Source organism: Arthrobacter sp. NPDC058130, from assembly GCF_042884475.1.
Classification (GTDB): Bacteria; Actinomycetota; Actinomycetes; order Actinomycetales; family Micrococcaceae; genus Arthrobacter.
Genome location: NZ_JBHVTV010000004.1, coordinates 66,077 through 91,675 on the forward strand (window position 1 = coordinate 66,077; position 25,599 = coordinate 91,675).

General features: G+C 69.1%; 15 protein-coding genes. 4 read left to right on the top strand and 11 right to left on the bottom strand.

Going from position 1 to position 25,599, the window contains the following annotated elements; genetic code table 11:
• Positions 1–4: 4 nt before the first annotated feature.
• Positions 5–1,435, bottom strand: a complete 1,431-nt coding sequence (locus ACFVTM_RS09955) for a polysaccharide biosynthesis tyrosine autokinase (RefSeq protein WP_390203289.1) — start codon at positions 1,433–1,435, stop codon at positions 5–7.
• 482 nt (positions 1,436–1,917) lie between these two features.
• Between ACFVTM_RS09955 and ACFVTM_RS09960 the strand changes: the two genes are divergently transcribed.
• The 4 genes from ACFVTM_RS09960 to ACFVTM_RS09975 all read left to right on the top strand — a co-directional run bounded on the left by ACFVTM_RS09960 (position 1,918) and on the right by ACFVTM_RS09975 (position 7,063).
• Positions 1,918–3,078: a glycosyltransferase family 4 protein gene (locus ACFVTM_RS09960; protein WP_390203290.1), complete on the top strand. Its 1,161-nt coding sequence runs from the start codon at positions 1,918–1,920 to the stop codon at positions 3,076–3,078.
• Positions 3,075–4,583, top strand: a complete 1,509-nt coding sequence (locus ACFVTM_RS09965; protein ID WP_390203291.1) for a lipopolysaccharide biosynthesis protein — start codon at positions 3,075–3,077, stop codon at positions 4,581–4,583. The genes ACFVTM_RS09960 and ACFVTM_RS09965 overlap by 4 nt, the downstream gene beginning before the upstream one ends.
• Positions 4,576–5,592: a glycosyltransferase family 2 protein gene (locus ACFVTM_RS09970; RefSeq protein ID WP_390203292.1), complete on the top strand. Its 1,017-nt coding sequence runs from the start codon at positions 4,576–4,578 to the stop codon at positions 5,590–5,592. The genes ACFVTM_RS09965 and ACFVTM_RS09970 overlap by 8 nt, the downstream gene beginning before the upstream one ends.
• A gap of 418 nt (positions 5,593–6,010) precedes the next feature.
• Positions 6,011–7,063 carry a right-handed parallel beta-helix repeat-containing protein gene (locus ACFVTM_RS09975; RefSeq protein ID WP_390203293.1) on the top strand — a complete coding sequence of 351 codons (1,053 nt, stop codon included), beginning with the start codon at positions 6,011–6,013 and terminating at the stop codon, positions 7,061–7,063.
• Between the two features lie 60 nt (positions 7,064–7,123).
• Here ACFVTM_RS09975 and ACFVTM_RS09980 read toward each other — a convergent pair whose 3' ends face one another.
• The 10 genes from ACFVTM_RS09980 to ACFVTM_RS10025 all read right to left on the bottom strand — a co-directional run bounded on the left by ACFVTM_RS09980 (position 7,124) and on the right by ACFVTM_RS10025 (position 25,059).
• A complete protein-coding gene (locus tag ACFVTM_RS09980) occupies positions 7,124–8,728 on the bottom strand; it encodes a hypothetical protein (protein WP_390203294.1) in 1,605 nt (534 codons plus the stop codon).
• A gap of 229 nt (positions 8,729–8,957) precedes the next feature.
• Positions 8,958–11,645 (bottom strand): PKD domain-containing protein, encoded by a 2,688-nt coding sequence (locus ACFVTM_RS09985; RefSeq protein WP_390203295.1) that lies wholly within the window; start codon positions 11,643–11,645, stop codon positions 8,958–8,960.
• A 73-nt stretch (positions 11,646–11,718) separates the two neighbouring features.
• On the bottom strand, positions 11,719–15,459 hold the full coding sequence (locus ACFVTM_RS09990) for a PKD domain-containing protein (protein ID WP_390203296.1): 3,741 nt from the start codon (positions 15,457–15,459) through the stop codon (positions 11,719–11,721).
• Positions 15,460–15,581: 122 nt separating this feature from the next.
• Entirely contained in the window at positions 15,582–19,223 is a 3,642-nt protein-coding gene (locus ACFVTM_RS09995) for a PKD domain-containing protein (protein WP_390203297.1), read from the bottom strand.
• 14 nt (positions 19,224–19,237) lie between these two features.
• On the bottom strand, positions 19,238–20,176 hold the full coding sequence (locus ACFVTM_RS10000) for a hypothetical protein (protein ID WP_390203298.1): 939 nt from the start codon (positions 20,174–20,176) through the stop codon (positions 19,238–19,240).
• Positions 20,173–20,994, bottom strand: a complete 822-nt coding sequence (locus ACFVTM_RS10005; RefSeq protein WP_390203299.1) for a hypothetical protein — start codon at positions 20,992–20,994, stop codon at positions 20,173–20,175. Before ACFVTM_RS10005 ends, ACFVTM_RS10000 begins: the two co-directional genes overlap by 4 nt.
• The gene (locus ACFVTM_RS10010; protein ID WP_390203300.1) at positions 20,991–21,788 is read right to left on the bottom strand and encodes a CDP-alcohol phosphatidyltransferase family protein; all 798 of its coding nucleotides are present in this window, start codon (positions 21,786–21,788) and stop codon (positions 20,991–20,993) included. Before ACFVTM_RS10010 ends, ACFVTM_RS10005 begins: the two co-directional genes overlap by 4 nt.
• A complete protein-coding gene (locus ACFVTM_RS10015) occupies positions 21,785–22,939 on the bottom strand; it encodes a DUF1972 domain-containing protein (protein WP_390203460.1) in 1,155 nt (384 codons plus the stop codon). Before ACFVTM_RS10015 ends, ACFVTM_RS10010 begins: the two co-directional genes overlap by 4 nt.
• A gap of 17 nt (positions 22,940–22,956) precedes the next feature.
• The gene (locus tag ACFVTM_RS10020; protein ID WP_390203301.1) at positions 22,957–23,418 is read right to left on the bottom strand and encodes an adenylyltransferase/cytidyltransferase family protein; all 462 of its coding nucleotides are present in this window, start codon (positions 23,416–23,418) and stop codon (positions 22,957–22,959) included.
• A 54-nt stretch (positions 23,419–23,472) separates the two neighbouring features.
• On the bottom strand, positions 23,473–25,059 hold the full coding sequence (locus ACFVTM_RS10025) for a sugar transferase (RefSeq protein ID WP_390203302.1): 1,587 nt from the start codon (positions 25,057–25,059) through the stop codon (positions 23,473–23,475).
• Between the last annotated feature and the right edge of the window lie 540 nt (positions 25,060–25,599).

A 25,599-nucleotide genomic window follows, 5' to 3' on the forward strand; every position in this document is an offset into this window, starting at 1 on the left:
ATGCTCACCGCCGGGCGGCGGAATGCTTGACCGGAGCCGGCTCCGCAGGGGCCTCCGGGGGCGTCACCTTGCCACGTTTCTTCGGCTTGCGCAGCTTCGTCCGCGGCTGTTTGCGGCCTTCGGACAGCCGGAGCGGAAGGGCGTTCAGCACCGCGCCCGCCACAGTGCCTTTGACCAGTTCCAGGTTCCGCAGGGACGCGCCCAGCAGTTCCCGCGTCACCTTCTGGTACCGGACCACCAGCACTGTTGAGTCCGCCTGCACGGCCAGCAGGGCGGCGTCGCTGAACGGCTGCATGGCTGGCGCGTCGAGGATGACGCGGCTGTAACTGCCCCGCATCTCGCCCAATGCGGCGGCCATGGCCTGGCTCGCCAGGAGTTCGGTGGGGTTCTCTGGAACGGAGCCGGCAGCGAGAATGCGGAGCCGCTCGCTCGCTGTTTTCTGGATAACACGGGGCAGGGCTGCCCGGCCGGCGAGGACGTCGGCCAGGCCGAGCGCGTTGCCGAGCTTGAGATCCGATTCCAGCCGCGGGAAGCGGAGGTCCGTTTCCACCAGCAGGACCTTCTCCCCCGCCTCTGCCCACGCGCGGGCCAGCATGAGTGCCACCGTGGTCTTGCCCTCCCCGCCCCGAGCCGAGGTAATGAGCACGACGCCGGAGGCCGGCAATGCGGGCAGATGTTCGATGTTGGTGCGGAGCCGCCGTGCCGCCTCGTCCAGCAGCGAGGCCGGGCGGCGTTCCAGGACGGCGGAGAACTGCCGTGCCTGTGTGCTGGCCGGGACGCGGGCCAGCAACGGCAGCCCGGAGGCGTCCTCGACCTCTTCCGGTGTCCGGAGCGTGTGGTCCGTCATCCGGCGGGCGACAGCGACGCCGATGCCGGCGCCGAGGCCCAGCAGCGCGCCAAGGGCGAGGTTCAACGAGAGCCGGGGGGACACCGGATCCGCCTCGTCGGTGGGTCCCGCCACGACGTTCAGGACAGTCTGCCCGCCGCCGCTCTGCGTCCGGCCGGCTCCGACGTCATCCAGCGCCGAGTTGAGCCCGGCGACAATCTCGCGGGCGATCTCAAGGGCTTTGGCCTGGTCCGGAAGGCTGACCACAACCGTCAGCATCAGGGTGTCCTGGTCCGCAGACGCACTGACGCTCTGGGCAATGTCCGCTGCCGTCAGGCCGGTGGAACTGCTGCTGACCAGTTTTTCCACAAACTTGTCGCTCTTGATCAGGCTCGCGTAGGAGGCAATACGTCCCCGCGACAACTCGAGGGACTGCAGGGACGACTGCCCCGCCGACGGCGGCGAGACCACATAGAACTTGACGGTGCTTTGGTACACCGGCGTTGCCCTCTCCGTCACGCCCCAGGCAACGGCGACGCCGGCCAGCAGGCACAGGAGCACGATCAGCCAGCCCCGCGCAATTGCGCGCCCGTATTCAGACAGTTCCAAGCGAACCCCCCATGCGGCCACCACGCCGTGCCTGCAGCGGCACGGTCCTTCATGGTCCCTTGACGCACCATTATTGACTGCGTCCGTGCCGGGCGGAAGCTTTTTGGTTTTGTGTCTTTTGGGGCCGGCTCGGGCCCCCTCGCCTCGGGGCGCCGGAGCGAACGCCGCCCTGCCGGCGGACGGTCCTGCGTGCAGGGCCTGAATCCTAGCCAAATTCCGGCACCGGCCGTAGTCTTTCCCTAAGCCAGGGCGGACCGGCAGGTCCAGCAACCTTTTGGGCATCAAGTCCTGGAAACAGGCCTGGGCTCAGATCCTGGCGGCAGGTCTCAGCAGCAGGTCTCAGCGGCAAATCTCAGCGGCGGGGTCCCAGCAACGGGTCCCGGGGCCCGTCCCCGGCGGCCGAACCGGTGTTCCTGCGTCAGCAGCGGCCCGGTCCTGTTCAGGGGTGCCTTCCGCCGCGGTACCGGATCAAGGGGGGCACTATGAAGACTGACGGCGGGCAATTCTCGGTACTGGTGGCCCATCCCAGCGCGGATCTCTACGGCTCCGACCGGGTGCTGCTGGAAACCATCGACGGGCTGCACCGCAGCGGCGCCCGCGTCCTGGTGGCCCTGCCGTCTCCCGGGCCGCTCGTGGCGGAACTCAAGCGCCGGGGCGCCGCGGTGATCCTCTCGCCGACGCCGGTGCTGCGCAAGAGCCTGCTCACGCCGCCGGGTCTGGTGAAGCTCGCGGCCACCTCGGTGCACGGGCTGCTCCGCAGCATCGGGGTGATTCGGGGCGCCCGTCCGGACGTCATCCTGGCGAACACCATCACTGTCCCCCTGTGGACGGCGGCGGGACGGGCTACAGGGGTCCCGGTGGTCACCCACGTCCATGAGGCAGAGGCCAACGCCCCGAGGTTCCTTCGCGCAGCCCTGGCCCTGCCACTCCTGTTCTCTCGCGGCATCCTGACCAACAGCCAGTTCAGTTCCGACACGCTGGCCTCCGCGCTCCCGGCGCTCCAGGGCCGACCGCGAGTGCTCTACAACGGGGTCCCCGGGCCGGCCGAGACGGTCCCGCCGCGGCCGGATCTCCACGGCGGGCTCCGGATCCTCTACGTCGGACGGCTGTCCCACCGCAAGGGCGTGGACGTGGCCATCGACGCCTTGCTGCGGCTCCGCGGCGATGGCGTGCCCGCCCGGCTGTCGTTGGTCGGGGCGGTCTTCCCCGGCTACGAGGAGTACGAGGCCGGCCTCCGGAGCCAGGTTCAAGCCCATGGGGCCGAAGAGCACGTCACGTTCCATGGGTTCCAGAATGTTGTCTGGCCCTTCCTAGCCGAGTCCGACGTCGTCGTGGTGCCTTCACGGCTCGACGAGCCGTTCGGCAACACCGCGGTCGAAGCAGTCCTGGCCTCCCGGCCCGTCATCGTCAGCAACACCTCGGGCCTGAGGGAGGCCGCGGCCGGGTACCGTTCGGCGCAGTTCGTCGAACCCGGCGATCCCGGCGAGCTGGCCGCAGCACTCGCCCGCGTCGCCGGCCGGTGGCAGGAATACCAATCCAGCGCAGTGCTCGACGCCGCCGAAGCGGGCCGCAGGCACAGTCCGGAACACTACGGGACCCTCATGGCCGGGCATCTGGCTCAGGCCGCCGGCAGGCTGTTGTGACGGGCGGCCCGTCCCCCCGCGCGGTCGCTATCCCGGCCGCACCGCCCAAAACCGCGCGAGGCGTCCGGTGGAGCTTCGGGGCAGTACTGGCCCGGCAGGGATTCCAGATGCTCTGCGCCGTGGTCCTGGCCCGGATCCTGGGCCCGCAGAGCTACGGGGTCATCGCGGCGGCCACCGTGTACATCAGCCTGGTGGCGCTGCTGCTGGATCAGGGCCTCTCCGCGGCGCTCGTCCAGCGGCCCGATGTCACCCGCCGCATGGCAGGTGCCACCGCCATGCTGAACATCCTGGTGGCGGTCCTGCTCGGGGTGGTGACCTGGTGGGCCGCTCCGTGGATCGCGCAGTTCTTCGGCGTAGCGGAGCTTGAGCCGATCCTGCGGCTGCTGGCGCTGGCGGTCCCCATCAAGGCCCTGGCCATCACGCCGCGGGCCATGCTGTCCCGAAATTTGGCCCTCCACAGGGTCGGCGCGGCGGACATCGCGGCTGCCGCCGCGGGCTGCGCGGCCGGAATCGGCGCCGCGTTTGCCGGTGCCGGCCCGTGGTCCATGGTGTACCAGGTGGTCACAACCGACCTCGTCTGCAGCGCGTTGCTGCTGGCGGCCAGCCGGGGTCCCGTCCCCAATTTTGCCTTCCGGACCGTGGCGCCTCTCTTCCGCTTCAGCTTCAGCGTCTTTGCCACGGACTGCCTGGCCTACTTCTCCCGGAACCTGGACAACATCCTGGTGGGCCGGGTGCTCGGCGTTGCCGCCCTCTCGCTGTACGGGATGGCCTACCGCATCCTCGTCATCCCGGTCCAGCTGATTGGGCAGACCGTCAACCGCGTCATGTTTCCCGCGTTCTCCCGAGCGGCCGGCAGCCCGGAGAAAGTGGCCGCCAGCCTCGTGGCAGCCACGCGGCTGCTGGCGATCTCCGCGGTTCCGCTCATGATCTTCGTGGCCTGCGCCGCCCCCGAGCTCGTGGGCCTGGTCCTGGGTCCCGAGTGGCTGCCCGCAGCCGGGCTGGTCAGCGTGCTCGCCATCGGGGGCGCCCGCGAAACCGTTTTTTACGTCACCCCCTCCCTGATGAAGGGCCTCGGGCAGAGCGGGCTGATCGTCCGGTATGAGACTCTCGCCGCCGTCGTGCAGGTGGGCGGAATTGTGATCGGGCTCCAGTTCGGCGTCTTCGGCGTGGCCGTCGGATACTCCGCCGCCGGCTTCATCCTCACACCCGTGCTCCTGCGCATCCAGTACCGGCTGACGGGGGTGACGGCGACGTCCCAGCTGACGGCCATCTTCCCGGCCGTCCATGCCGCGGCCTGGGGCGCGGCAGGGTACTGGGCGCTGTCCCTGGCAACCGTTGGCCCGTGGCATCTGTTCGCCGGGCTGGCGCTCTATGCTGCGCTCACCCTCGCCGCGCTGCGGGTTTTCCACCGGCGCATGCTCTCGGGCTACCTCGAGCAGGCGCGGGCCCTCATTGGACGTCCTGCCCGCCGCCAAGCCCAGACGACGAGAGGCCAGAATGGCTGACATCACCCACCCCCGCGTCCGCCCCTCGGGCGAGGAACCCGCCGTCGGTATCCCGGCGGACGGCCTCGTCATTGCGGTGCTGACCTTCCGCAGGCCGGAGGACATCGCCCTGGCTCTGCCGCGGCTGGCGGCCCAGGCGGGAACCGGCCAGGAGTCCCTGGGCGGGCCGGGCGGGCCACCGGCCACGGTGCTGGTGATCGACAACGATCCCGAGGCGAGCGCCGGTCCCATCGTGGAACGGCTCTCCGGCACTCTCCGGCCGGGGCTGGTCCGGTACGTCCACGAGCCTAGGCCGGGGATCGCGGCGGCGCGGAACCGCGCCCTGCGGGAGGCGGCATCAAGCGCGCTGCTGGTCTTCATTGACGATGACGAAGTGCCCTCGGAACAGTGGCTGGCGCAACTGGTGGGCCTGCAGCGCTCCAGCGGCGCCGCCGCCGTCGTGGGCCCGGTCGTCAGCGAATACGAACACACTCCGGAGCCATGGATCGAAGCCGGAAAATTCTTCCACCGCCGCCGGCTCGCCACCGGGACCCGTCTTGATGTGGCAGCGACGAACAACCTGCTCCTGGACCTGCGGCAGGTCCGTGAGCTGCGGCTCTCATTTGATGAACGATTCGGCCTCAGCGGCGGCTCGGACACACTGTTCACCCGGCAGCTCGTCCAGCGCGGAGGATCCATGCTGTGGTGCGATGAGGCCGTCGTGGTGGACCGGGTCCCGTCGGGGCGGCTCACCCGCGGCTGGGTTCTGCGCCGCGCCCTGCGCAGCGGGAACTCCGCGACCCGCGTGGACCTGGAACTTGCCGGCGGCACCGCGGCCCGGCTGGGCGCCAGGGGCGTTGCCTTGGGAACCGGGTCAGTCCGGCTGCTCGGCGGATCGGCACGGCTGGGGGTGGGCCTCATCAGCGGCTCGGCCCAGCAGCAGGCCAAAGGACTGCGGACTGCCGCCCGGGGCCTGGGCATGGCGGCCGGTGCTTTTGGCTACGTCTATAGCGAGTACCGCAGAAAATAGTTCTTTGCTGCTGTTTCACCGGTGTCGCGCCGCCCGTCCTGAAGCCCTGATTCGCAGGGGCTTTCACGACCTGTCGCAAGCGACACGCCCGGGCGTGATCAAGTTGGAATGCCCAGCGTGCCGGTGTTATCAATTTGCAACGTTGCGGGGACCTCGACTAGCGTGTCTGCACAGACGCCGGGGTCGGGGAGCGCCTCCCGGTACGTCAGTCGCGAGAGCCACGGGCCCGCCCGCGCCTTGCCCGGGTCGTAGTCACCTGGGCCCCACGAGCACTACTTGCACTGACTATGCACCAGCCAACATACCGGCGCGGTCTCCACGCCGCCGGCAGACAGGCCCTCACGGGCCTCCCGCCACTTCCGCTATGTCCGTGCGATTCCCCGTGCCCGGATAGCTAGACAACAGAGGTTTTGACACTATGGCCATTGGCTCGAAGAAAATCCAGCGCAAGAACGTCCGCGCAACGTATGCCACCGGAGCTGCGGCAGTGACGATCACTGCCCTCGCCCTGTCCGCGGCACCGGCCGTCCAGGCTGCGCCCGCAATGGCGCCCGCCGCGCTGACCATCGGCTCCTACCAGCCGAGCGCGTCCACCACCGGTATTCCGGCCGGAACGGCGCTGAAGCCCTACAACACCTCCGGCGCGGACCTCGTCATCACCAAGGACGGCACGGTCCTGGACGGGCTGGACATCTACGGTGACATCAAGGTCCGGGCCAAGAACGTGGTCATCAAGAACAGCCGGCTGCACGGCGGCAAGGCGACCCCAAAGTCCAACACCGGCGTCGTCGACGCGAACAACGCCGCTGTTGTCAACCTTGTGGTCCAGGACAGCACGATCATCCCGGACAGCCCGTCCTACTACCGCGACGGCATCGTCGGCCACGATTACACGGCCCGGCGGAACCACATCCAGGGCTCCAACGATGGCCTGGGCATCTACAACCGCCCCGGCGGCCCCGTGACCGCCAACGTAACGGCCGAAGGCAACTACATCCACGGGCTGACCTACTGGTCGAACGACCCCGCCCACAGCGACGGCACGCACAATGACGGCATCCAGGTCCAGGGCGGCCAGAACATCCGCATCGTCGGCAACAACATCGTGGCCAACTCCAAGCCCGGTGCCGGCAGCGCACCAAACCCGCGCGGCACCCACGCGGGAATTGGCATCATGCTGCAGCAGAACGTTGCCAAGCTCGCCAACGTCGTGGTCGACAAGAACTGGGTGGACGACGGCCAGACGTCCATCAACATCGACAACGGAAAGTACTCGAACATCACGGTCACGGTCTCGAACAACAAGCTCGGCCGCAACCAGTTCGATTTCGGCAACGGCTCGAAGTATCCCATCCGCGTTATCAGCCGCGCCGCGAGCACGGTGGCCGGCCTGACCACCAGCAACCGCTGGGCCGACACCCAGGGCATGCTGGTGGAGGGCAAGACCGGCGGCATCCGCTACAACTCCTAGGCCCTTTGGCCGGGTCCTGAAACGGGCCGGATCCGTCACGGATCCGGCCCGTTTTGCGTGTCATTTCGCTCTCAGGCTCACAGTCGTGGACGACTTGGCGTTGCCGAACGCATCGCTGACCACCACCTTGTACCCATGGGTGCTGCCGGGCGGCACCGAGTCGAGGTGCTGGACGGTGGGCCGGTACCAAAACCGGGACGAGACCGTCCGTGTGCTGATGAGCGTCCCGTCCCGGTACAGCCTGTAGGTGAGCCTGGAATTGTCACGGTCCCAGTTCGCCTGCCAGCTGATGTTGATCGCGCCGGCCGACGGCGATGACAGCACCGGGTTTGTGGACGCGGCCGAGGATCTCGGGCCTTCCTTGTTCGGAGCCATGCTGCTGACGGCAAAGCGCGCCAGCCCCTGCTGCCCGCGCAGGTTCACGTTGCGGAATTCGCCGCCCATGACGACGTATTTGTCGTTCCCGGTCACGGTCCACGGGCCCTGGTTCTGGCCCGTCGCCGTTCCGGTGTCCATGTCAGGGAACCACACCAGCACGGTGGGCATGGGCTGGCCGGTGAAGCTGGGGAGCCGTGAATTGGGCCGGGTCAGGATCCCGGTCGCTGCCTTGCTGTAGGCGAGCGCCCGGTGCCAGGCGCGGGGCTTGGATTCCGGGAAGCCACCGATCTTCCCGCAGTCATGGGAGTGGCCTGCCTTGTAGACGGCGGTGCTGCTGGCAAAAGTGCTGTACGAGTCGCCGCTGCAGTCATCGATCCACTTGATCGCGAGGTCGGACCAGTTCGCGGCAAACGATCCCTCAAGGTTTCCGGTGCCGCCGCTGTCAATGAGGATGAAAGCCGTCCCGTACCAGCTCGTCCCGTCGCTCGAGAGGGACGTGATGGCCGCGTAGGTGCCGGCGTTGCGGACGACCTTGTTGGCAGGCGTTGGTAGGGTCTTGCCGCCCACCACGTCCACGGCGCCCAATCCAAAGCCGGGGTCCCCACTGCCGTTGAGGGTGCTGAACGCCCCGCCGACCACCAGCTTGCTGCGGTCAGGAGCCAGGACCAGGGCGTTGACCCGTCCGCCGCCGGCCGCGGGCTTCCAGTCCAGCACGCCGCCGTCGGAGGCGCGGACCGCCGCCAGCCGCAATCTTGAGGTGGACCCGACGGCGGTGAACGTACCGCCCATGAAGACCGTGTCCGGCGTGGCCACGATCGCCCGGACCGAGCCCGACATGGGCGGCGCCCAGCCCGGGATGACAGCTCCCGTCGCAGGATCCAGTGCCACCACCTTGCGCACGGCCTGGCCGTTGGCCTTGGTGAAGTCACCGCCCACATAGAGCCGCTTGTGGTCCGGGGACACCGCCACCGCCAGGGCCTGGGCGTTGAGGGACGCCGTGAAGCTGGTGATGAGCTTGCCCGTGGTCAGGCTGAACGCCAAGATGTTTTTCCGCGGCGTGGTCTGCGTGCCGGCCGCGGCGCCGGCGGGGCGGGCGGTTCCGAAATGACCCACGGCGTACACCGTGTCTCCGATGACAGCCTGCTGCCAGACCACCCCGTCAACCTGGACCGTCGGCAGCGAATCAGCCGTCACCGTCACAGGACTCGAGGGAAGGCTGGGATCGGCCGGGGCCGAGTCCGCGGTGGCCCCGGGGGCCGCCGTAAGGGCCAAGGCTGTGGCCAGCACAGCACTGGCAACCGTTTTCCAGGCCCGGGCCGCGGCCGGCAAACGGTGCCGCCACCGACGCAGCCGGGGAGTTCTCCGGGAAAGCTCTCCGTGTGCATGAAGCGCGGTCGCGCCCCCAATCGTGCAGGACATCAGTGTCCTCCTTCGCTCGGCTTCGCCATTCCTTGAGTGAATGCCCGGTCGCAGCTGCCCGTTCCCGGTCCTGCTGGTGTTCCTTCCGCTCGTCGCGTCAGTTCGGCGGCACCTGGAGGTTGTCGAACCGTGCCAGCACCGGCCCATTGGTGGCGGAACTGGAGAGGTAGGACAGCAGCCCCACCGATCCCCCGCCTTGCAGGCCGACGGTGGAGTCGGTGGCCGTGACAGCCCATGTGCCCGGCTCCTCGGTGCCCGTACGCCAGGTCTTGGCCCGGATCGTAGTGGGCGCGGCCCCGGCGACCTCCACCCGCAGCTGCAGCTGCTGGCCGGCCGCAAGTGTGATTCCCGGGGTGGACTGCCCGAGCACGGTCTCCGCGCCGCCCGAGAGCCGGGTCAGCTGGACGGTGGTGGCCCCGTTCGATGCGACCTTGACCTTGCCGCGGTATTCCGCCGTGCCCACACGCCGTCCGATCACGCCCAGGTAGGTGCCGCCGCCGTTGCCGATCTTGTCCAGCGATACCGTCACGAGCGAGTTGCTCGCCGCGGTCGACACCGACGGCAGGAATGCTGACGGGCCCCGGCCTGCGGCCAGGTTCATGATTCCCTGCCCTCCGGCCACCGAGAAGAACGACGCCGAGCCGTTCAGCGACCATGCTCCGCCGGAGTCCGCCGTTCCCCAGCCGGAGGCCAGGGTCCGGCCAAAGGCGTCCTGCGCCAGGACCCCGCCGGCTGTGACGGTGACGGCCTGGCTGGTGCTGCCGGTGGCGCCGCTGTTGTCCGTCACGGTCAGCGTCACGGTGTACGTGCCGCCGGCCGCGTAGCTGTGCGACGCCGTGACGCCGCTGCCGGTGGCGCCGTCGCCGAACGTCCACGAGTAGCCCGTGATCGCGCCGCCGGGGTCCGAGGACGCTGCGGCGTCGACGTTCACGGTCAACCCCGTGGTGCCGGCCGTGAAGGCGGCCATCGGCGGGGTGCCGGTGGAACCCGCGATGGTGATGCTGCGGGTGTCTCCCGTAACCGTGTTTCCCAGCGGATCCCGGACCGCGATCCGGTAGGTGTGCGCACCGGCGGTGAGTCCGGCGTCGTTGAACACCAGGTTGGGGCGCTGCCAGAAGGTGGACTGCGCGGAGACGGTGTGGACCGGGACGGGGTTCCCGTCGCGCAGGACGCTGTAGCTCAGGTTCGAATTGTCGCGGTCCCAGTTGGCCTGCCACTGCACCCGGACCTGCCCGGCGCCGGGGCTGGAGAGGGTGGGCACAAACGCGGCCCCGGTGACGCGCGGGCCCTGCAGGTTGGGCGCCGCGTCCCTGCGCGCGAACCGCGCCATGCCCTGCTGCGGCTGCTGGTTGACGTTGCGGAACTCCCCCACCATCACGACATACGTGTTGTTGCCGGTTACGGCCCAGGGGCCCTGGCTTTGGCCGCTGGCCGTTCCGGTGTCCATGTCCGGGAACCAGTTCAGCAGCGACGGCGCGGGCTGCCCGCTGAAGGACGGGTAGCCGAGCGTATCCTGCGCCAGGGTTCCCGTTACGGCCTTGCTGAAGGAGACCGCCCGGTGCCAGACGCGCGGCGTGACTTCCGGGAATCCTCCCAGGTTTCCGCAGAAGTGCGGATGGCCGGCGACGTAGACGGCGGTATCAGTGGCAAAGACGCCGTAGGAATCGCCGTGGCAGTCCTCCACCCACTTGATGCGGCCGTCGGACCAGTTCGCCGCGAAGGCACCCTCCAGGTTGCCGCCGGTGCCGAAGATGTAGCCGGTGCCGTAGAAGCTCGTGCCGTCTGTGGAGAGCGAGAGCACCGCGGAGTCCGTTCCGGCGTCGCGGACCACGTCGTTGGCCTGGAGGGGCAGGTTGGTGCCGGTGACGGCGTCAACCATGCCGAGCCCGTACCCCGGACGGGACGAGCTGTTCAGCGTGGTGAACGCGCCGCCGGCCACCACGCGGGTTCCGTCGGGAGACAGGGCCAGGGCGTTGACCTTGCCGCCCGTGGCAACCGGGGCCCACGGCAACAGGGCCCCGTTCGCGGCGCTGACGGCGGCCAGCCGGGTGCGGGAGGCAGTTCCGACGCCGGTGAAGGTGCCGCCCATCCACACCGTCCCGGCCGATGCCGCGATGGCCCGCACGGAGGCGTTCATCCCCGGCGCGAACGAACTGATCAGGGCACCCGTCACGGGGTTCAGCGCGGCGACCCTCAGGCGTTGCACGCCGTTGACGGTGGTGAAATCCCCGCCGATGTACAGCCGCGATCCGTCCGGCGACGGCGCGACGGCGAGCGCCTGGGCATTCAGGACGGGCGCGAAGCCGGTGATGAGCCGTCCCGTGGTGATGTCGAAGGCCAGGATGTTGGCCCGGGGGGTCAGCTGCGTCCCGGCGGCCGCGCCGAAGGGGCGGGCATTGTTGAACCTGCCGACCACATAGACGGTGTTGCCGATCACGGCCGATTGCCACGCCACGCCGTCGTGCTGGGCGGTGGGGAGGCTGTCCGCCGTGACCGTCACCGGCGTCCTGGGGTCGTTCGGGTCAAGGGGCGCCGAATCGGTGACCCCGCCGGGTGCCCCCATGAGGGCCGCGGTGATGAACAGGAGCAGGGAAAGGGCCAAGGCACCAGCCAGGGCCGCGGCGCGGCGGACGGGCCGGCCGGCGCTGGAGCGGGCCCGCGGCGGAGCATCCGGGCCGGTGGTGCCGGGCTCCGTAGAGGTGCCCGGCTCCGCAGTGTTGCCGGCCGCCGCTGCGGTTCCGGCCGCCGCTGCGGTTCCGGTGGCGGCTTCTGATCCCCACGTCATGCTCGTCCCTTCGTCTGGACTACAGGTTTCCCTCCTCGACCAGGCTCACCCGCAAATGTTTACCCCGCGGTTCTCAGTTGAGCCGCACATTGAAATCGTCAAACTTCGCCTGCACGGGCGCGTTGCCCGCGGTGCTCCACAGGAAGGACATCAGCCCGACCGAACCGGAACCCTGGAGCGAGGCCGAGGCATCGCCGGCCGTTGCGAGCCACGTGGCCGGTTCGGGGGCACCGTCCCGCCAGACCTTGGCCCGGAGGGAAGCCGGCGCGGCACCGGTCACCGTCATCCGCAGCCGGAGCTGGTCTCCGGCCGCGACGCTCAGGCCGGACACCGTGATGGACTGCAGGGTGGTTTCCGTGCCGCCGACGAGCTTGGTCAGGTACAGGCTCGCGCTCCCGGTCGCCGAGATCTTGAGTTTGGCCCGGTACTCGTCTGCCCCCGCCTTCCTCCCGATGATCCCCAGGAACATGCCCCCGCCGCTGGCGATTTTGTCCGTCGAGGTCTTGACCTGGACGTCCGCGGCCGGGGCCGAGATCCCGGGCAGGTACGCCAGGCGCTGGACTCCGGCAGCTCCCAGCGTCATGGAACCGACCCCCGAGCCCACGGCGTAGTTGCCCGCAGTGCCGGCGGCCGTCCAGGCCCCGCCGGTGTCCGCCGTGCCCCAGCCTTGGGCTGCCGTCCGCCCGAAGGCGTCGGCGGCGATGGGTGAGTTCGGCGGCGGGGCCGCCACGGTGACTGTCTTTGTGACGGTGCCGGCGGCGCCGTCGTTGTCCAACACTGTCAGGACGACGTTGTAGCTCCCGGCCGCAGAGTACGTGTGCGAGGGTGCAGCGCCGGTTCCCGTCGACGCGTCGCCGAAGTCCCAGGCGTAGGAGGCGATGTTGCCGTCCGGATCCTGCGTCCCGGCGGCGTCAAATGCTGCGGCCAGGTTGCTGACCGTGGCCGTGAACTGCGCGGACGGCGCCTGGTTCGGCTGCACCGTGACCCGTGCGGTGCTGGTGCTGACGGCGCCGCTGTTGTCGGTGACGGTCAGGGTGACCTGGTAAGTGCCGCCGCTGGCGTAGCTATGGGATGTGGTTTTCCCTGTTCCTGTGGCGGCGTCGCCGAAGTCCCAGGCGTAGGAGGTGATGGTGCCGTCGGCGTCGGCGGACGTTGATGCGTCCATCGTGGCGGTGAGCTTGGCGGTGGCGGACGTGAACGCCGCCGTCGGCGGCTGGTTTCCCGGTGGAGCCGTGGCCGTGACGGTCCGCGTCGTGCTGGAGGAGTTGCCGTCGCCGTCCGTCACGGTGAGCCGGACGGTGTAGGCGCCGGGAGCCGCATAGACGTGCTGCGTGGTGACGCCTGTACCGGTGCTCCCGTCGCCGTACGCCCAGTTGTAGGAAGTGACCGGACCGTTCGGATCCGAGGATCCGGAGGCGTCGGCGCTGACGGTCAGGTACGTGATCGACGACGTGAAGGCCGCCGTCGGCGGCGTGGCCGGGACAGTGAGTGTGCGCCCGGAGGCGCGGTAGTGGTTCTGGACCTGCTGGAGGCCGAGGGCCGCGGGATAGAGCGCTACCTCGTCGATGTCGCCTTTGATGCTGCCGCTGGTGGGCTGGCTGGGCCAGGTGCCCACCAGGTCCGATCCGATCCGCCAGTACCCGTCAAAGATCCGGCCCGAGGTGAAGTCGGTGCGGAAGGCAGCCCGGGCGCCGTCGATGTAGAGGAACATGCCGCCGCCGCTGAGAGTGGCCACGACCTGGTGCCATTGACCGTCGTTGAACCCGGCGGCGCTGTTGATGGACCGCACGGATCCGTTCCAGAGGCCGAAGTAGATCCGTCCGGCGTCGTCCATATAGACGTTGCGGTCCGTAACCCGGGACGTGCCGCTGGCAACGTTGCCGAAGCCGATGATTTTCCCGCCCGTGGTGCTGGTGGTGCGGATCCAGGCTTCGGCGGTGAACACGTCCGGTGTGCGCTGGAACCCGTTGTTTGTGGCGACGCCGTTGACGGTGCCGTCAAAGGTTCCGGCGCCGGTGGTTTCCCCGACGACTGCGCCGTCCGTGCGGAGCCCGGCCCCGGATGCGGCCGCGAGGTCCTCGGCGCCGGCTGAATCCACGAGCGTGGGTCCGGCGGGGTCGTTGAAGCGCCAGAAGTTCCCCGGCTTGTCGGCCCGGACGGCGTCGGCGTAGCCGCTGGCTGGTGTCGACGCCGCTGCCGTGATCGAGACGGTATCGGACCGGGACTCGTTGCCAAGCGGGTCCGTGGCGAAGATCCGGTACCTGTAGGTCTGGCCGGGGACCAGCCCCGTGTCGACGTAGCTCATCCCGGGCCGCTGCCAGAACGTGCTGTCCCGGGTGACGGTGTGGACGGGGGCGGCGGTGATGCCGTCCCGGATGACCCGGTAGGTGAGCCGGACATTGTCCTGGTCATGGTTGGCCTGCCAGCGCACGCGCACCGTCCCGGCGGCGGGCGAGGTCAGGGTCGGGTTGGTCTTGGCTCCGCTGAGGACCGGTCCGCGGGCATTGGGGGCCTTGTCCCGGACGACGAACCGGACCAGGCCCTGCTGGCGTGTGCCGTTGACGGTGGTGAATTCGCCGCCCATGACCACGTACTGTCCGTCGCCGGTGACAGCCCAGGCCCCCTGGTTCTGGCCTGTGTACGTGCCCGTGTCGACGGCGGGGAACCAGTTGAGCAGGGACGGCGAGGGCAGCCCGGCCCAGTTGGCGTAGCCGAGCGGGTCCCGGATTACGGTGCCGGTGGCAGCCTTGCTGAACGCGAGGCCGCGCTGGAAGCTCCAGGGTTCGGTCTGCGGGTAGCCGCCAACGTTCCCGCAGTAGTGGGAGTGGCCCACCTTGTAGATGGTGTCCCCGGCCGGATAGACGGCGTAGGTGTCGCCGTGGCAGTCCTCCAGCCAGGTGATCTGGCCGCCGTTCCAGCCGGCCGCGACCGTCCCTTCGAGATTGCCGCCCGCGCCGAAAACGTAGCCGGTCGCGTAGACGTTGTCGGCGTCCCCGCTCAGGCTCGTGATGGCGGAGTTGAGTCCGGCGTTGCGCACGCGCTCGTTGGCGGCCCACGGCAGGAGTCCGCCGTTGACGGTATCCACGGCGCCGAGCCCGTAGCCGGGGTTGGCTGAGCCGTTGAGGGTGGTGAAGGCGCCGCCGACCACCACCCGGGTGCCGTCCGGTGACAGGGCCAGGGCGTTGACCCGGCCGCCTTCCGCGGATGGCGCCCAGGTTGTGAGTCCGCCGTTGGAGGCCTGGACGGCCGCGAGGCGGCTGCGCACGGCTGAGCCGACTGCGGTGAACAGCCCGCCAAGGTAGACAGTGCCGGCCGTGGGCACGATCGCCCGGACGCTGCCGGCGACCTTGGGCAGGAACGAGGGAATGAGCGCCCCCGTGCCGGGATCCAGGGCGGCGACCCGCCAGACGGTGGCACCGTTGACGGTGGTGAAGTCGCCGCCCACGTAGATCCGCGAGCCGTCGGGCGATGCGGCGATGCTGAACGCCTGGGCGTTGAGCGCGGGGGCAAAAGGAAGCAGTTCACCGGTGGTGAGGTTGTAGGCCAGGATGTTGCGGCGGACCACCGTGTTGGTTCCGGCCAGCGAACCCGCCGGCCGGGCAGTGCCGAAGCTCCCGGCCGCGTAGACGGTGTTGCCGACCACCACCTGTTGCCAGACGACGCCGTCGATCTGGGCGGTGGGGAGGGCATCGGCCGTTACCGTAGCCGGGTTGGCGGTGCTTGCCGGCTCCGGCGGGGCGCTGTCCGCCGCCGCCGGAGCCACTGCTGCCAGTCCCATGGACAGTGCGAGCGCTGAAGCCGCGAGGGAAGCCATGATCTTTTCCAGCAGCCGTCGCGGGACTCCCCGCGGGCCCGGGCCGCCCGCCTGTGCCCGTCGTTGCGCGGGTCCTTGTAGCGGCTTCAGCATCTTCATGGCTTCCCCCCGTTTCCCGATGCCTACGGGATCTTCACGGCGAAGGTGTCAAAGCGCAACACCATCGGGACATTGGTGGACGATCCTGAGAGGTAGCCGACGAGTCCTGCACCGCCGGCCACTTGGAGCGCCGCCGTCGAGTCGCTCGCAGTCAGCTGCCATGCCGCCGGTTCGGCCGCCGAGGCCCGCCAGACCTTCGCGCCGAGAGCTGTCGGAGCGGTGCCGGTCAGGCTGAGCCGGATGATCACGGGATCGTTGGCGGCCATGGTCAGGCCGGCAATCGCCAGGGGCCCGGCAATCGTCGTCTCCGCGTTGTTGATGACCCGGGTCAGGTACAGGGACACGGCGCCGTTGCTGCCGACCTTGATCTTGGCCCGGTAGTCGTTGTTGTTCGCCCGCCGGCCGAGCAGTGAGGCGAACATGCCGCCGCCGTCGGCGATCTTGTCCGCCGAGACCGTGACCGTCCCATCGAAGGCTGCCGTGGATACCGAGTTCAGGAACCCGCTCCGGCTGGCTCCGGCTGCCCCGAGGGTCACGGCACCGGAGCCGTTGTTTACGGCGAAGCTGGTGTTGCCGCCGGAGAGCGTCCAGGCCCCTCCGGTGTCCGCCGTGCCGAAGCCTCCGGTGACGGCCCGCCCGAAGGCGTCCGCGGCGACCACGGTGTTGGACGCCGGGGCCGTGACGGTGACCGCCTTGCTGAGCGTGCCCGTGGCGCCGTCGTCGTCGGTCACGGTCAGGGTGACGGTGTAGGTGCCGGCACCGGCGTAGGTGTGCGACGCCGTCGCCCCGGTTCCGGTACTGGCGTCCCCGAAGTTCCAGGCGTAGCCGGTGATGGTCCCGTCCGGGTCGGCTGATCCGGTGCCGTTGAAGGAAACGGCCAGGTTGGCGGCGGTCGAGGTGAACGCGGCCGTCGGGGCCACGTTCGCCGGCGGAGCCACCACCGTCACGGAATGGACGACCGTGGCGGTGTTTCCGGTGTTGTCCGTTACCGTCAGCCGGACCGAGTAGGTGCCGCCCGCCGCGTAGGTGTGCTGCGCCGTGACCCCGGTGCCGGTACCGCCGTCGCCGAAGTCCCAGGCGTAGGCGGCGATGGGTCCGTTGGCGTCCGAGGACGTGGTCCCGTCCACCGAGGCCTTGAGTCCGCTGGCCGTGGACGTGAACCCGGCCACAGGTGCCGCGGGAGGGGCGCTGACGGTGCGGCCGGAGGCCACGAAGTGCGCCTGCACCCGGGACAGCGGCAGCACGGCCGGGTAGATGGCGACGTCGTCGATCTGGCCGTTGAGGTACCGGCTCGTCGGACGGCTGGGCCAACCGGCCAGGTTATCGCCGCCGATGCGCCAGAAACCGTCGATCGGCCATGCCCCGGTGGTGTCGGTCCGGTTGGCCGCAAGGACGCCGTCGAGGAACAGCTGCATCCCGTTGGGACCCAGGGTCGCCACTACGTGGTGCCACTGGTTGTCGCTGAAGGTCTTGGTGGTGTTGACGGTGTATCGGATGCCCGCGCCAGTGCCGCCGGTCGGGCGGACGCCGAAGAAGATCCGGCCGAGGTTGTCCATGTAGACGTTCCGGTCGTAGTCCACCGACACCCCCGTCTGCGAGTTGCCGAAGCCAATGATCTCGCCGCCCTGCTTGGTGCCGGTCCGGAACCACGCCTCGGTGCTGAACACCTGCGGGCGGACGGACAGGGTCGGGCTGCTGGCCACCCCGTCGGTGGTGGCGTTGAAGGTCGCGGCCGTGTCGGAATCTCCGGTCATCGCCCCCGCGGCGCCGAAGCCCACGCCCGGCCGGACGATCAAATCGTCCTTGCCCGCGAGGTCCACGCCGGTGGCCCCGCCGGTTTCGCCGAGGCGCCAGTAGTTGCCGGGCTTGTCGGCCAGCACCTGCTGTGCGTAACTGCCCGGCGCCGTAACGGAACCGGGGACGGTGATCGTGACAGTCTCGCTGCGGGCCTCGTTGCCGAAGGCGTCACGGGCGAAGATGCGGTAGCCGTAGCTCTGGCCGGGGGTCCGGCCGGAGTCCAGGAACGTCATGCCCGGCCGCCTCCAGAAGGTGGATGCCTGGTTGACGGTGGAGATCACAGCGCCGTTGCGGCGGACCTCATACGTGAGGTTCTCGTTGTCCTGGTCCCAGTTGGCCTGCCAGCGGACCCGCACGGTACCGGCGGCCGGGCTGGACAGCGTCGGGTTGAAGTTCGCGCCGCTCAGACGCGGCCCGCGCAGGTTCGGCGAGAGGCCGGTCCGCGGGAACCGGGTCAGTCCCTGCTGGGGCTGGTTGTTGATAGTGGTGAATTCACCGGCCATCACGATGTAGTCGGCGTTGCCGGCAACTGTCCAGGCGCCCTGGTCCTGGCCGGTGAAGGTGCCGGCGTCCAGGATCGGGAACCAGTTCAGCAGCGAGGGCGACGGGTTCCCGGCGAAGTCAGTGTACGCGTGGCTTTCGGCCGTCACCGTGCCAGTGGCCTTCTTGCTGAAGGCGATGCCGCGGTTGAACTGCCAGGGCTCCGCCTGGGGGAACGCACCGATGTTGCCGCAGAAGTGCGCGTGGCCGGCCAGGTAGACCGCATCCCCCATCGGCTGGATGGAATAGGTGTCACCGTGGCAGTCCTCGAGCCAATTGGTGGAGTCGTCCGCCCATTTGACCGAGAACATTCCTTCCAGCGTGCTGCTGCGGCCATAGGTGTAGCCGGCGCCGTAGACGTTGACGCCGTCGGTTGCCAGCGTGGTGATGGCGCCGGTGGTGCCGCCGTTGCGGGCGATGTTATTGATCTGGAAGGGCTTCACGGCGCCCAGGGAGGTGTCCACCTTGGCCACGCCGTAGCCGGGGTTACTGGAGCCGTTGATGGAGGTGAAGGCCCCGCCCACCACCATGCTCGCGCCGTCCGGCGAGAGGGTCATGGCGTTGACCCTGCCGCCGGCGGCAACCGGGTTCCAGGGCAGGAGCGCGGCGTTGGAGGCGCTGACTGCGGCGAGCTTGTCGCGGGTAACGGAGCCGACGGCGTTGAACAGGCCGCCGAGGTACACCGTGGTGGACGTCGCCACGATCGAGCGGACCGATGCGGACATGCGGGGCAGGAAGCTGGTGATGAGGGCACCGGTGGCCGGGTTCAGGGCGACGGCCCGCCACACGGTGGAGCCGTTGTAGGCGGTAAACGCGCCGCCGACGTACAGCCGCGATCCGTCCGGGGAGGCTGCCAGTGCCGTCACCTCGCCGTTGAAGCTGGGCGTGAATGTGTTCAGCAGCGCACCGGTGGTGAGGTTGTAGGCCAGGATGTTGTTCCGGGGGACGGTCCCGGTGCCGGCAGCGGCGCCGGCGGGCCGGGCCTCGGTGAAATTGCCGCCGACGAACACCGTGTTGCCGATGATGACCTGGGCCCAGGCGACGCCGTTGATCTGGGCGGTGGGCAGGCCGTCGGCGGACACGGTGACGGGGGTGGCCGGGCTGGCGGGATCCGCGGGAGCGGTGTCCGCCGCGGCGGGCTGGCTGCCGACCAGCCCCAGGGACAGGGCGACTGCGGCGGCCAGCAGCAGCGCCAGCGTCTTTTTCGCACCGGCCCGTACGGTGGTGTAGCCGGTCTTGATTGTTGCGGGTGCCGTCGTCGGTGCCGGGCCGGCTGGCGGCCGTGCCCCTCTCCCCCGAGCGCTCCCCAGCGTTGCGTTCCTGAGCATCTTTTCTTGTCCCCTTAGTTCAGTTGATGACTGGCCGCGCTGGCACCCAGCGCCGCCACATCCTCGGCCGAAAAGAGGCCTCGAATGCAGTGATCGTTTTGGTTCTCTCCCACGTTTGTGCTCATGAGGGTCTGGCCCTGGCTGCCGGGAATGATCGGAAAGTGCCGGGGCACCGGCCCGACCTGGCGCACTGGTATACCGGCGCGCAGGGCCACCCATTTCAGCCAGATGTCATCCGCGCGCCGGCACGAGTCCAGGAAGCCGTCCGCGCGCAGCCGCAGCTCCTCGAGCATCGCCGGCGGGTAGATGACGCCGGACACGCCGGTGGCGAAGTTTGCCGGCCGTTCGGCGGTGTCACGGGCCCGGCGCCAGGTTCCGTAGCCGGCTATCTGGTCCCCCTCGACCCCCATGATGCTGACCCAGTGCGCGCTCACGCTGCCGGGGTGGCGCTCGGCGGCGTCCACCAGCTGGGCCAGCCACTTCGGCGGGTAGACGATGTCGTCGTCGGCCGTCACCAGCGGCACGGTGTGCCGTGGGACGGAGGTGACGTAGGGGTAGTACTTGGTGTGCGGCCCGTAATTGGCCGTGCCGTAATCGGAAGCGGCCAGGATCTCCAGGCCGCGGCGTTCGAGGCGCCGAAGCGAAGCGGGACACGCCGCGACGTCTTCGGGCGAATCCAGCCACAGAACGAGGCGTTGCGGCCGCACCGTGCCGCGGGCAATCGACTCGATCCCGATCGACACCGTGCGGATCCGGTCGCCGTGGGTGGTCAGGGACACCACGACGCCGGCGGCCCCCGTGACCGGCCCGCGGGCCAGGAGGTTGCGGACCCGCAGGCAGGCCACAGCGCAGGCCGCCCGCACGCGTTTGCCCAGCTTGCGTGCCCGCCGGACCGCGCGCCGAAGAACAGACACGGAAGCGGAGACCGGCGGCCCGCCGGGTGCCGGCGTCATGGTTTGGTCCCGGCCGGGGCGCGGCCGGCAAACGTCGCAATCGGCGTCTCGGCTTCCAGGTTGAAGTGGACTTTCACGGTGTCCCGCGCGTCGAGCGGCACGGCGAAGACGAACACGCCGACGCCGGTGGCCCCGGCCGCGACGCTCGCCGGGAACGCCACTGGGTCCGGCCCGCTGAGCTGGCTCGCCGGGGCGTCGTCCTTGCCATAGCTGACGTCCACGAGCGCCCGGTCAAGCGAGAGCGGTGCCGCGGTGGCGTTGACCACAGTGATCTTGAACCGCACGGCAGGTCCGGCCACTTCGCCGATCCCGGTTGCCACGCCCTGGACGGCCGTCATCTCCGTGATGGTCGCCGTGACACCGCCTTTGACGGCCTTCTTGGCCGTCAGCTCCACCGGGGCGGCCGTGGGCTGCGCGATCGCCGCGAGCTCCTGGTCCGACTTGCCCTTCCGGTCCACAGGTGCCGGGTTGACCTCCGGCGGGCCGGACGGTTTCGCGGCTGCCACCGGTCCGCCGGCAGCGGCGGCCGGGTCCGGCGTTCCGGAGCCCGTCTGGGCGGCGTTGGGGCTGGCCGTGTCAGGGCTGGCCGTGTCAGGACTGGTGGTGTCAGGGCTGGCGGTGCCGGGCTGGGCGGAAGCGCCCGCCGTGCTGCCCGGCCGGACTTCCGGCGCAGCGCTGCCGGAAGCCTTTAGTCCGGAGGCCCACGCGACGCCGCCAATGGCCAGGAGCGCGGAGACTCCGAGCGAGGTCGCCACCAGGCGGGTGCGGCGGCCGGCCTTCCGGCGCTCGTCGGCCGGGGTGTTTGCCTGCTTGTTCATGGCCGGCCTCCCTGCATGACGTGCTGCCCTGCCGGACGGGACCTCAGCGGGGCGGCGGAGAGCTCCCGGAACCACTTAACCGAGGCCAACACCAGGAACCCGGCCGTGGCAGCGAAGATCAGCGTGTAGACGGTCAGGAACAGAGGCAGCAGGCCGTAGCTGGCGAAGGACAGGCAGAGGACGCCGTAGTCCATCGGGATCACCAGCACCGAACGGATCCAGGAGCGGCCGCCGGGCTCGGCCACGGACACCCGGTCGGCCTGGCGCCGGAGCTGTTCGGTGAGGATCATGCCGAAGAACAGGACGGCGGACACCATGGCCGCGCCCAGCGGAACCACGAGCCACCACCGGTCCACGGCGTCGAAGCGATAGAGCCCGACGGCGAGTGCCAGCGGCATCGCGGAGGTCTTGACGGCGTCGACCATGTGGTCCAGCCACTCCCCGGCGGGCGAGCCGCCGCCCCGCATCCGGGCCACCTGGCCATCGGCCGAATCAAAGGCGTAGCCGGCCGCGAGGCACACTGCCACGCCGATGCCGAGCACGGCGGAGGGCGGGTAGAGCATCAGCAGGGCGATCCCGGCGAAGGTGAAGGCCGCGCTGATGGCTGTCACCGCGTTCGGGCCCAGGCCCGCACGTATCGCGGCCGCGGCCAGGAGCCGTCCCAGCCGGCGGTTGATGTAGCGCGAGTACGCGGGTGCACTGCGTGCGGCGGTCTTCTGGCCGGCCGACAGGGCCCTCACGGTGGCCCAATACCCGCCGGCGGCACGTTCGACGTGCTGGTCGATAGCAGTCATCGGCCGGCTCCTATGCTTTGCTGGGCCGACGCGGGGAGCCGTCGGTAGGCGCCGCGGGCAGAATGCATCTGCAGGCGGGCGAGGTCCCGGCAGAGCTCCTCATAGCCGTCCGTGACGAGCTCCCAGCTGTAGCGGTGCGCGATCAGCCGCGCCTGTTCCCCCCGCGAGGCCACATCCGACCCGGGGCCCTCGGCGTCCGCGACCAGCCTGGCCACATCTTGCGGGTCCGAAAAGAACCGGCCTGAGTGTTCCAGGACCTCACGGTTGAATCCGACGTCGAACGCGTTGGTCGCCGTTCCCGAACCGATGGCCCGCAAGAGCGAGGGGTTGGTTCCGCCGACCGAGTGGCCGTGCCAGTACACGAGTGCGTTGGCATACAGCTGGTCCAGCAGCTCCTGGTCCCAGATCCCGCCGACGAAGCGGACCCTGGCGTCGGCCAGGGCGTGGACGGCGCTCGTGTAGCGGTTCGAATAAGGGGCTGAACCCACGACGATCAGCGGCAGTTCCGACTGGCTGCGGACGAACCCGTCAACAATCAGGTGGACATGGTTCTCCGGCTCGAAACGCGCCACCACCAGGTGGTATGCCTGCGGCTTGAGGTCCAGTTGCCCGAGCTTGTCCGCGTTGCCCTCCGCCAGCAGCGGCGCGCCGTACGCGAGGTAGACGGTGTCGGCGTCGAATTTCTGCCGGTAGTAGTCCTGGATCCCGATGGCGTCGGCGATCAGCGCATCCGAGAGCCTCACGGCGAGCCATTCCACGGCCCGGTAGTAGTTCTGGCCGCCCTTGCCCCACTTGGCGCGCTTCCACTCCAGCCCGTCGACGTGCGTGGCCACTGGGATGCGCGCCGCCCGGAAGGCCGGCAGATAAGGAGCGTTGGCGGCGTTGAAGACGATGGCCGCGTCCGGGCGGTGCCGAAGCAGGTGGGCAACCGAGAGGCCGGTGTGGCTCAACGTCTCCAGGGACCGTTTGCGCATCGCCGGGAGGTGGACGAGTTCCATGCCCAGGTGTTCAGAGGGCTTGTCTGTGCCTTCCCCCATGTCCCGGCAGTAGACGGTGACGCGGTGGCCGCGTTGTACCAGGCGCTGCCCGATTTCCTCGATCGCTGTTTCGAAGCCGCCGTAGTGTGCCGGGACGCCGCGCGTCCCCACCATGGCGACATGCAGGCCGCTCACCGCCGTGTTCCTTGCCTGAGGTGCGACGGCGATGCGGACTGATTGATCAGTTCCAGGGCCGTCCGCAGGGCTGAACTGGAGGTGTGGACGGTGTACGGGAAGTGGACGACCTCGACGCCGACGGCGCCAAAGGCAGCCTGCAGCCGGTCGCCTTGCGGGGTGCCCTTCCAGTCGTCTCCTTTGAAGAAGACGTTGAAACGCAGTTCCTCCCAGATCTGGAGCTTGTCCGGGACGACTTCGGCGAAGACCCTGTCCACGTAGCCGATGCTGCCGACGATCTCCATCCTCTCGGCGAGCGGGACCAGGGGCAACCTGCCCTTGACCTCCTCGAGAATTTCGTCGGCCACGACCCCGGCAATCAGGTAGTCGCATTGGCTCTTGGCGTGCTTGAGGATGTTCAGATGCCCGATGTGAAACAGGTCAAAAGCCCCCGGGGCATATCCAATTTTGAGACCCATTGTGTTCTGCTGCCTTCCCGTGTGACGCCGGCCCAGTACCGGCGTTTAGTGCGTTTAGTAGGCCCCCACCGGATGAAGAATGACCCTGAACGTTCGCCACAGGATCATGATGTCGCCGGTCAGTGACCAGTTCTCCACGTAGTAGAGGTCCCAGCGGACGCTCTCGTCCCAGCCCAGATTGGACCGGCCGTTGATTTGCCACAGACCCGTGATTCCCGGCTTGATCAGCAGCCGCCTGCTCACGTCGCCCTCATAGCCCTCGACCTCGCCGGGCAGCTGCGGCCGCGGCCCCACCAGGCTCATGTCACCCTTCAGGACGTTCCAGAACTGCGGCAGCTCGTCCAGCGAGTACTTCCTGAGCCAGCGTCCGCACGTGGTGATCCGGGGATCGTTCTTGAGCTTGAACAGCAGCCCCGCCGCCTCGTTGAGGTCCTGCAGCGCCGCCAGGTCCTGTTCCGCCGTGGTGACCATGGAGCGGAATTTGACCATCTTGAACCGCTTACCGTTGAGTCCGACCCGCTCCTGGCGGAAGAACACCGGGCCCTTGCTGTCGCGGACGATGATCCAGGCCAGGGCGCACAACAGGGGTGAGAGGACCAGCAGGGCCGCTGCGGATGCCACGATGTCCACGAGGCGTTTGAGCGTGTGCTTGCCGCCGGTGAACCGCGGCAGTTCCACGTGCATGAGGGGCAGGCCTTCGACGGGCCGCCAGTGGATCCTGGGACCTGCGACGTCGGTCAGGCTCGAGGCCAGGACAAGGCCGGCCCGGGTGCCTTCCAGGGCCCACCCCAGCTGCCGGATGGACCGGGTGCCGCCCTCGAGCCGTCCGGCCACGACGACGGCGTTCGCCCCTGTTTCCGCGACCTTGCCGGCGACCGAGTCGACGTCGCACAGGACCGGGATCCGCCCGGCGGAAATTTGCAGGTGGTTTTCGGTGTAGCCGGCCGGCAGGGCAGCCCCCACGACTTCGTAGGCGGCGCCGGAGACTTTGCCGAACTGCCGGATCACATACTCGACGTCCGCGGGTTCCCCCACGACGATCACCTTGGAAAGGTAGTGGCCAAAGAGCCTCTGGCGGTTCAGCCAGGCCCGCCATTGCCAGCGGTTGACCAGCAGGAGCAGGGCACCGGCCGGAAGCGCGAGGGCAAAGTGGCTGCGGACCACATCGATGCCCAAAAGGATCACCATGATGGCGATTCCGCCGAATACGCCGAGGGTCGCGTCGAGGACCCGTTTGTATTCCTCGGAGCCGATTCCCAGGACCGTCTCTTCGCGGGTGCGGTGCACTTCCAGTGCCAGGACCCAGACCAGGACAATGGCTATGCTGACGGCCAGGTATGAACCGCCGGCCGCACCGCGGGTCAGGAAGGGCTGGCCCGCTTCGAGATGGAAGGCATAGGCGGCCGCGACCGCAATCATCACGATGGCGGTGTCCGAGAGCCGGAGCCAGCGGCGATAGCGTTTGGCCCAGGACTTGCCCGAATCCACAACTGCGGCGGGAGCGTCGTTGCCGACGCCCGGGGCGGCGGTCCAGGGCTGGCTGAGCGGACCGGCGCTTGAGGCCAGCACCGGCGCGGGCCGGCCGGTCATACGGCTCCCCCGAGCCGAGTACCCCCTGCGGCGCTCGTCGACGGCGCTCATGCCGGGTCCGCGTCTCTTAGCGGCGCGGACCCGTGTATAGACCGGTTAAGGGAGCCGGCGGCGGCTGGGGGGAGAGCCTCGGTCTCAGAAGGCTCTGACGCCGCCGGCTCCGACCTTGGCGTACGGCTGCCAGTTTCGGCACCGTACGATTCCAATGAAGGAGTTCGGTGTAGGGAGGTTACGGCACGACCACCTCTAATGGTGGCAGTGGCTGCTTCAGCAAGCAAGATGGTTTGCGAGACCAAACTTCCCTGCAGGTCAAACCCGCGGTCGATTACCGCCCTGAAGTTCCTCATTTTGAGACCTTTGTGAGTTGTTCGTGGGACTGACTTAAGTCAATCCCCGGGACCCGATCTGCACACGAGTAGCGTTTACCCGACTTCTGTTGTCCCGGCCGCAACGGCACTACTTGGGGATACTCCCGCCGGTCCCCCGGTCCACCCGGGGCTGTACCCGGCCCCGCAGCTGCGGCCGTTTGGGCAGATACCGGCGGTATTGGGGGGCGTGCTTGATGGGGGCAGGTGCCGGCAGGACAAGGGG